The organism is Bathymodiolus platifrons methanotrophic gill symbiont (assembly GCF_002189065.1).
Taxonomy (GTDB): Bacteria; Pseudomonadota; Gammaproteobacteria; order Methylococcales; family Methylomonadaceae; genus Methyloprofundus.
In genome coordinates, this window is the sequence record NZ_BDMN01000370.1 from 1 (window position 1) to 8160 (window position 8160).

The window sequence follows — 8160 nt, forward strand, 5'->3', positions numbered from 1 at the left end:
TATTAAACATCGTTTAGAGTTGTTATTTGTAGGTTTTTTTAAGCAAATAAAAATAGAGTATTATCTGATAGATAATTTCCCAATACTTTCTCTAGTGTTTAATTACTAAAATTACTATTTATTTAATTCTGTTTAATCTTACTTGTGTTATTTGTGTTACACAAAGGCACATGTAACACACGCATATTCTATTTAGCTAAATAAACATAGAATTTACTTAATTCTATGTTTAGAGGCTTAACTTTGCTCCTCTATATCTATTTTAATATATGAATAATTTTCGTTATTAATAGGGTGTACCTTAATGACAAAAAAAATCCTGGGTTATTTGAAACGAGAAAATACGGCATTCAGTGCTAATTATTTGTTTTTTTCACAGGATCTTAATCCTAATGAGAAAATATGTTAAAATAAAGTAATATTAAAAAAGGGGTTATTGTGGTTGGTCAAAAAATTGGATATGCAAGAGTTTCGTCGGTCGATCAGGATTTTCAAATCCAGGTCGATGCTCTAGAAAAAGTCGGATGTCATAAAATCTTTACTGAAAAGAAATCAGGTACATCAAAAAATGGAAGAACGGAGTTAGAAATTTGTTTGAATTATTTACGTGATGGTGACACGTTAATTGTTACTCGTATTGATCGTCTTGCTCGGAGCTTACGTGACTTACAGAACATCGTTCACGATCTAAAAGAAAGAGGGATTGATATACAAGCAACAGAACAGCAGATTAATACACAGACTGCGGCGGGTAAAGCATTTATTAATATGTTGGGAACCTTCGCAGAGTTTGAAACGTCAATAAGAAAAGAGCGACAACTCGAAGGTATAGCGAAAGCAAAGTCTAAAGGGGTCTACAAAGGGCGTAAACCAACCGCGAGAGGTACAACTCGTTAAAACCAATGGTAAGGATGCGATGAATAGAACAAGCAAGAAATAGCTGATAGACTCGAAATGAGTCTTGCATCAGTTTATAGAATTTATAATTCTTAATTGGATATTTTTTTAATGAAGAGATGCTCTTTCTATTAACGCCTAACACCTCACTCTATATAATAGAACTAAGACAAATAAAGGGATCATAAACTCAATGACTGAAAATATAAAAACAAATAACAGCACAACCCTATCTGATTTTATCTGGAAAAATGCAGATGACTTATGGGGTGATTTTAAACATACAGATTTTGCTCGAATCATACTGCCATTGCTTTTGTTAAGGCGTTTAGAATGTGTTTTAGAACCAACACGAGATGCTGTTTTAGCGCGTTACAACGAAATTAAAGACTCAGAGATAGATTTAGATTTAATCCTACCAAATGAGTCTGGTTTTTCTTTTTATAATACCAGCACCTATACCTTATCGACACTAGGGGCAACAGATACTAGAGCAAACTTTGAAGACTATATTAGTAAGTTTTCCTCTAATGTTAGAGTTGTTTTTGAAGAATTTGATTTCTTTAATACCTTGGTAAAATTAGATAAAGCTAAACTTCTTTACAGGATTGTTAATAATTTTGTCGTGATTGATCTTCATCCAGATGTTGTTTCAGATCGAGTGATGAGTAATGTTTATGAACATCTCATTCGTAAATTTGCTTCATCAGTCAATGAAAAAGCGGGTGAATTCATGACTCCTCGTGACGTGGTGAGACTTGCAACAAGTTTAGTCCTACATACAGATGAAGAAATTTTTGTTGAATCAGGTGTTATTCGTACAATTTATGATCCGACTTGTGGAACAGGCGGCTTTCTTTCAGATGGAATTGAACAAATAAAAGAACTTAGCCCTACTGCTAAAATTGTTCCTTTTGGTCAAGAATTAGACCCTGAAACTCACGCCTTAGCCATGATATCAATGATGATACAAGGTTATGAGACTGATAAAATTAAACAAGGCAGCACGCTTTCTAACGACCAATTAACAGATAATAAATTTCATTACGGTCTCGCTAATCCTCCGTTCGGAATTAAATGGGAAAAAGATCAGAATGCCGTTGTAAAAGAACAAAGTGAATTGGGCTACGCAGGAAGGTTTGGGCCAGGATTACCTACTATTAAAGATGGTTCAATGCTTTTCTTAATGCACCTTGTTTCAAAAATGGAGCTGCCTGAAAATGGTGGTGGTCGAGTTGGAATTGTTCTATCAGGATCTCCTTTATTTAACGGTAAAGCCGGTTCAGGTGAATCAGAAATTAGACGCTGGTTATTAGAACAAGATTATGTTGAAGCGATTATTGCTCTTCCAAATGATTTATTTTTCAATACCGGCATCGGCACTTATATCTGGGTACTTTCAAATAAAAAACCAACGGAACGAAAAGACAAAGTTCAGTTAATTAATTTAACTGATGTTTGGACATCAATGCGTAAATCAGAAGGTAAAAAAAGACGTTATATTAATGACAAACAGATTGACGATATTTTAAGAGAATACGACTCTTATACCGAATCTGAAATCACTAAAATATTTGATACAACTGACTTTGGTTATAGACGTATTGATATTAAACGCCCATTAAGAGCCAAGCTGATCATCACAGAAGAAGGGATTGATAAACTTGGAGAGCAAACGGCTTTCTCTAAATTAAAAGAGGAACAAAAAACAGCTTGGAAAAATTTCTTAAAATCAGAGATAGGTGATAAAGACTATTACTGGGCTGAAGAAGTCGTTAAAGAAAAAAATAATACCGGTAATTTTGGTAAAGCAACTAAAGCAATTGCCACTGCAATCATGAATATCTTTACCGTAATCGATCCAGAGTTTGATGTCGTATTAGATAAAAAAGGTCAGACAATACACGACTCAAACCTTAACGATCAAGAAAATGTACCACTCAATAAGGATATTGAAGAGCATTTTAATGAAGAAATTTTACCACATGTTCCTGATGCTTTTATTGACCATAGTAAACGTGATAAAAAAGATGGAAAAACGGGTGTTGTCGGTTACGAGATTAACTTTAATCGTTATTTTTATAAATATACTCCACCTAGAGTATTACATGATATTGATGCCGACCTAAAGGCTTCAGAGGCGAGAATTGCTGCATTATTGGCAGAGGTAGCGGAATGAAGCCTTACCCAAAGTATAAAGAATCAGGGGGTGATTGGCTGGGTAAAGTTCCTGAGCATTGGGAGATAAAAAGGCTCGGTGGTTATTTTTTTGATAGGAAAGAAAAAGTAAGCGACACCATATTTAAACCTCTTTCGGTGACAAAAAATGGAATAGTTCCACGATTAGATAATGCTGCTAAAACTGATAATGGAGATAATCGTAAAAAAGTCTGCATTGGTGATTTTGTGATAAATAGTCGATCAGATAGAAAGGGGTCCAGTGGTCTATCTGAACTTGAAGGATCAGTTTCTGTAATTAGTATTGTTCTAAAATCATTGCATGGAAACCCTAAGTATTTCCATTATTTATATAAATCACATAATTTTAAAGAAGAGTTTTATAAGTGGGGAAATGGAATTGTTGCCGATTTATGGAGTACACGATACTCAGATATGAAAAATATATTAATTCCTATTTTTAATATTGAAGAACAAGATTGCATCGCAAACTTCCTGGACCGCGAAACCACCCGCATAGACTCCCTTATTGAAGAAAAAGATAACTTCATTGCTTTATTAAAGGAAAAACGCCAAGCATTGATTAGTCATGCGGTTACAAAAGGCTTAGACACAACAGTTAAAATGAAAGACTCTGGGGTTGAATGGTTGGGGGAAGTGCCTGAACATTGGGGTGTAAAAAGGTTTAAATATTTAGCCAAAGTAAGAAATGGTCAGGATCAAAAATCTGTTTTAATTGATAATGGAGGATTTCCTATTTATGGCTCTGGTGGAGAGTTTGGAAGGTCTTCTAAATATTTATATAACAAAGAGAGTGTTTTACTTGGAAGAAAAGGAACTATAGATAAACCATTATTCATCCAAGAACCATTCTGGAGTGTAGATACAATGTTCTATACTGTAATTTTTAAAAATGTTGTTCCAAAATTATTTTTTTATTTATCCTTAACAATAGAGTTTAATTATTATCAATTTGGTAGCGCTGTTCCTAGTATGACACAAGAAAACTTACATAATATAAATTTTTCTATACCAAATTATAAAGAACAAGAAGTTATTGTTGATTTTCTTGATACTCAAACAACCAAAATCGATTTATTAATTAAAGAAACTCAAAACTCAATAGAACTCCTAAAAGAACACCGAACCGCATTAATCAGCGCAGCAGTCACAGGAAAAATAGACGTAAGGGAAGTCGCATAATGGCAGATCATCACGAAGTAAATTTTGAAGATAATATTACTCAAAAATTAGTTAATCAGGGTTGGCTTGAAGGAAAACCTGCCAACTATGATAAGCAACGCGCTTTATATACTGAAGATGTTATAAAGTGGATTAAAGCCACTCAACCCGAAGTATGGATAAAATTAGTTAAATTAAATGGTTTATCCGCTGAAACAATTTTATTAGATCGATTAGCAAAGGGATTAGACTCGAAAGGAACAATTGAAACCCTAAGGAATGGATTTAAAATTGCAGGAGCAGGACTAATTAGCATGGGTCAAAAAGCCCCTGAAGATAACCGCAATGAAAAAGTTAATAAAAAATACAAAGAAAATCGCTTACGAGTCGTTAGACAATTAAAATATTGTCCTACTCGCGAATGGGAAATTGATTTAGTTTTCTTCATTAATGGCTTACCTGTTGCAACCGTAGAATTAAAAACAGATTTCACTCAATTAGCTGAATTAGCCGTAAAACAATATAAAGAAGACCGTTTACCCATTGATCCAAAAACGAAGCGTAAAGAGCCGTTATTAACCTTTAAACGTGGTGCTATTGTTCACTTTGCAATGTCTGAAAGTGAAATTCAAATGACAACAAAGTTAGATGGTAAAAATACTTATTTTTTACCCTTTAATAAAGGAAATAATGGCTATGCAGGAAACCCAGCAAGAGAATACGGCGAATATCCTACCGCTTATTTCTGGGAAGATATTTTAACAACAGATGCATGGCTAAGGATTTTCCATAACTTTATTTATATCGAAACAGATAAAAATAAAGTAGATGCCAAAGGCAAACCTTACACAAAAGAAACTTTAATATTTCCTCGATTCCATCAATTAGAAGCCGTCAACAATATGATTGATGATGCTAAAAAGAATGGAGCAGGACAAAACTACCTTTGTGAACACAGCGCTGGATCAGGAAAAACCAGCACGATTGCATGGACAGCCCATGATTTAATTAGTTTAAGATCACCCGAAGGAAATGCGATATTTAATTCAGTCATTATTGTTACGGACCGCAATGTTTTAGATGCTCAACTTCAAGATGCAGTACAACAAATTGATCATCAATTTGGCGTTATCTCTGCGATTGAAAGAGAGAAATCTAACGAATCAAAAAGCAAACAGTTAGCGAAAGCATTAACATCAGGAACGCCAATTATTGTCGTGACAATCCAAACATTCCCTTACGCTATCGAAGCTATTCTTACAGAAAAATCACTATCAGATCGTAGTTTTGCCGTCATTATTGATGAAGCTCATGCCTCTCAAACGGGGAGTAATGCTCAAGGATTAAGAGCCGCTTTATCAATGGATTCAAAAAAGAAAATGGAAGATATGTCCGTTGATGATTTACTCCTAGAAGTTCAAAACTCAAGAGTAAGGCCAGCTAACGTCAGTCACTTTGCTTTTACTGCTACACCTAAGCATAGCACTATGACTCTTTTTGGCCGTCCAGCTGACCCAACACAAGCCGTTTCAGATACAAATAAGCCAGAGTCCTTTCATCGCTATACAATGCGTCAGGCGATTGAGGAGGGCTTTATCTTAGATGTATTAGAAAACTACATGCCTTATTCAGCGGCTTATACTTTAAATGAATCCATGAAAGAAGATAAGCGGGTTGATAAAAAATCAGCTCGACGATCATTAGCAAAATGGATTTCCCTGCACCCTACGAATGTCAGTCAAAAAGTTGATTTTATTGTTAATCATTTTAAAGACAATGTTTCACATTTATTAAATGGTGAAGCAAAAGCAATGATTGTCACCAGCTCCAGAGCCTCAGCGGTTAAATATAAACTCGCTTTAGATAAATATATTAAGAAAAATTCAATTGAAGGCATACAAGCCCTTGTTGCTTTTTCTGACAAAATCAAGGCAACTGATTTAGGCGACCTTACAGGATTTAACGTAGCTGATGATGCCGAGTTCTCTGAATCCAATATGAACTCAGTCGGTTCTCAAGATTTGCGCCATGCTTTTGAGCAACGAGAATATAGAATCATGTTGGTTGCCAATAAATTCCAAACAGGATTTAACCAACCTAAATTGGTGGCTATGTATGTTGATAAAAAAGTGAGTGGAATTGAATCTGTACAAACTTTTTCAAGATTAAACAGAATTTATCCTGGAAAAGATAAGACATTCATCATTGATTTCGTGAATGAACCAGACACTATTTTAGAAGCGTTTAAACAATATGATAACGGTGCCGAACTAGAAAAGGTTCAAGATCTAAATGTCGTTTATGACATGAAAGATATTTTAGATGAACAACATATTTATAATGATAAAGACCAGGAAACCTTTAAAAAAACCAGAGACAAATCGTTATTAAAAGGGGAAGTCAGTCCTTCCATGCATAAATTGCTATACGCTGCGACTCAACGACCGACTGATATTTTTAATGAAAAAATAAAAAATCTAAATGACAGTATCCAAATATGGGATAACGCATTTGAAAAAGCATATGCTTTAGGTGACAAGGTTGCAGAAAAACAAACAGAACATAAACGCAGTGAGTTCACCAAAGAACGCGAAGAATTGATGCGTTTTAAAACAAATTTAAGCCGTTTTGTTAAAACCTATAACTATATTGCTCAACTCATTAGCTTTGATGATCCCGACCTAGAAAACTTTGCCGCTTTTTCTCAATTATTAGCAAAAAGATTAAAGGGTGTCTCTCCAAAAGATGTCGATTTAACCGGCTTAATGATTTCAGGATATAGCATACAAGCCTTAAAACAAGATGAGCAGGAAGATAAAGCAGCAGAAAAATTAAAGCCCTTAAAACCCAATGAATCTCCTGTAAGTGATAGAGAAAAACAGTTCTTATCTGAGATTATTGCCAAATTAAATGAACTTTTAGGCGATACAGGAACAGAATCAGGACAAAAATATTTTGCAGTACAAATTGCTAATGATGTTACCAATAATGAACTGGTTTCAGAACAAATTAATAAAAACACAAAAGAACAATCAAAAAATGGTGATTTACCTAAAGTGGTCACTCAGTCAGTTATCCAGGCGATGACCTCCTACAACGCTATTGCTAGCGTGTTATTAAAAGATAAACAGGTAATGGAGGATTTTGTGGGGATTGTTTATGACTTGGTGAAGTCTGGGGATAGTAATGGGATGTTGGATATATAGTGCTACGTAAGTTGTAAAAATTACTTATCAATCTTCATATCACACCACAAAGTAACACTTTTCTATTTTACCATTTTATATCTAAGCGTTAATACTAGCTAAACATTATTATATTTAGCTATTAAAAAGCAGATTAATAAGCGCACATCATACCGGTATTTGTTTTTATTTGTATGAAATAAAATCTTTCTATTATTTCAGCTAAACATTATTATACTTAGCTTTTAATTAAATTTAATAAAACAGCTGTATGCCTTATTGTTCTTACTGTCTGGATTATCTTTGTTTATTTAACCCACGTTATTAACAGATCCTGTTTTTTTAGCTATAATTTATATATAGATAATAAAAAGCGGGGAGTCGCTATTTTTGCGAAAGCTTGTTTTGGGCATCCCAGCCCAAGCAAGCAGCAAAAACTTAACGCGACCACTTATGCCTCCGGCGGCCCCGATTCGTCCTCGTCACCTCGTCCCGACCCAACAAGGGGTCGGAACATAGGCTCCAAATGACTTGACGCCGTGTCGGATGGCCTTTTATTTTGTCTCCACCTTCGCTAACGCTCAGACTCCGACAAAACAACGGCCCTACTGCTATCGCGGACTAAAAATCATCACTTCGCTTAGGCTACGTTTCCCTGATTTTCAGCGTAAGACATCATCCAGGAGAAAAACTTTCTCATCCCATCCGATAAACTAGT

General features: G+C 34.7%; 3 protein-coding genes and 1 pseudogene. All 4 read left to right on the forward strand.

Features of this window, described 5'->3' with window-relative positions; all coding sequences use genetic code 11:
• Window positions 1–453 precede the first annotated feature (453 nt).
• Window positions 454–876 (forward strand): annotated as a pseudogene (locus CDZ78_RS17730) (recombinase family protein); the annotation flags it as partial.
• A 214-nt stretch (window positions 877–1090) separates the two neighbouring features.
• On the forward strand, window positions 1091–3076 hold the full coding sequence (locus tag CDZ78_RS17735; protein ID WP_087871169.1) for a class I SAM-dependent DNA methyltransferase: 1986 nt from the start codon (window positions 1091–1093) through the stop codon (window positions 3074–3076).
• Window positions 3073–4278 (forward strand): restriction endonuclease subunit S, encoded by a 1206-nt coding sequence (locus tag CDZ78_RS17740; protein WP_087871170.1) that lies wholly within the window; start codon window positions 3073–3075, stop codon window positions 4276–4278. Before CDZ78_RS17735 ends, CDZ78_RS17740 begins: the two co-directional genes overlap by 4 nt.
• Window positions 4278–7463: a type I restriction endonuclease subunit R gene (locus CDZ78_RS17745; RefSeq protein WP_087871171.1), complete on the forward strand. Its 3186-nt coding sequence runs from the start codon at window positions 4278–4280 to the stop codon at window positions 7461–7463. Before CDZ78_RS17740 ends, CDZ78_RS17745 begins: the two co-directional genes overlap by 1 nt.
• The last annotated feature ends 697 nt before the right edge of the window (window positions 7464–8160 follow it).

Bases quoted from the DNA above. Each gene is read 5' to 3' on its own strand.
- CDZ78_RS17735 (WP_087871169.1), top strand. From the start codon at position 1,091: ATGACTGAAAATATAAAAACAAATAACAGCACAACCCTATCTGATTTT.
- CDZ78_RS17740 (WP_087871170.1), top strand. From the start codon at position 3,073: ATGAAGCCTTACCCAAAGTATAAAGAATCAGGGGGTGATTGGCTGGGT.
- CDZ78_RS17745 (WP_087871171.1), top strand. From the start codon at position 4,278: ATGGCAGATCATCACGAAGTAAATTTTGAAGATAATATTACTCAAAAA.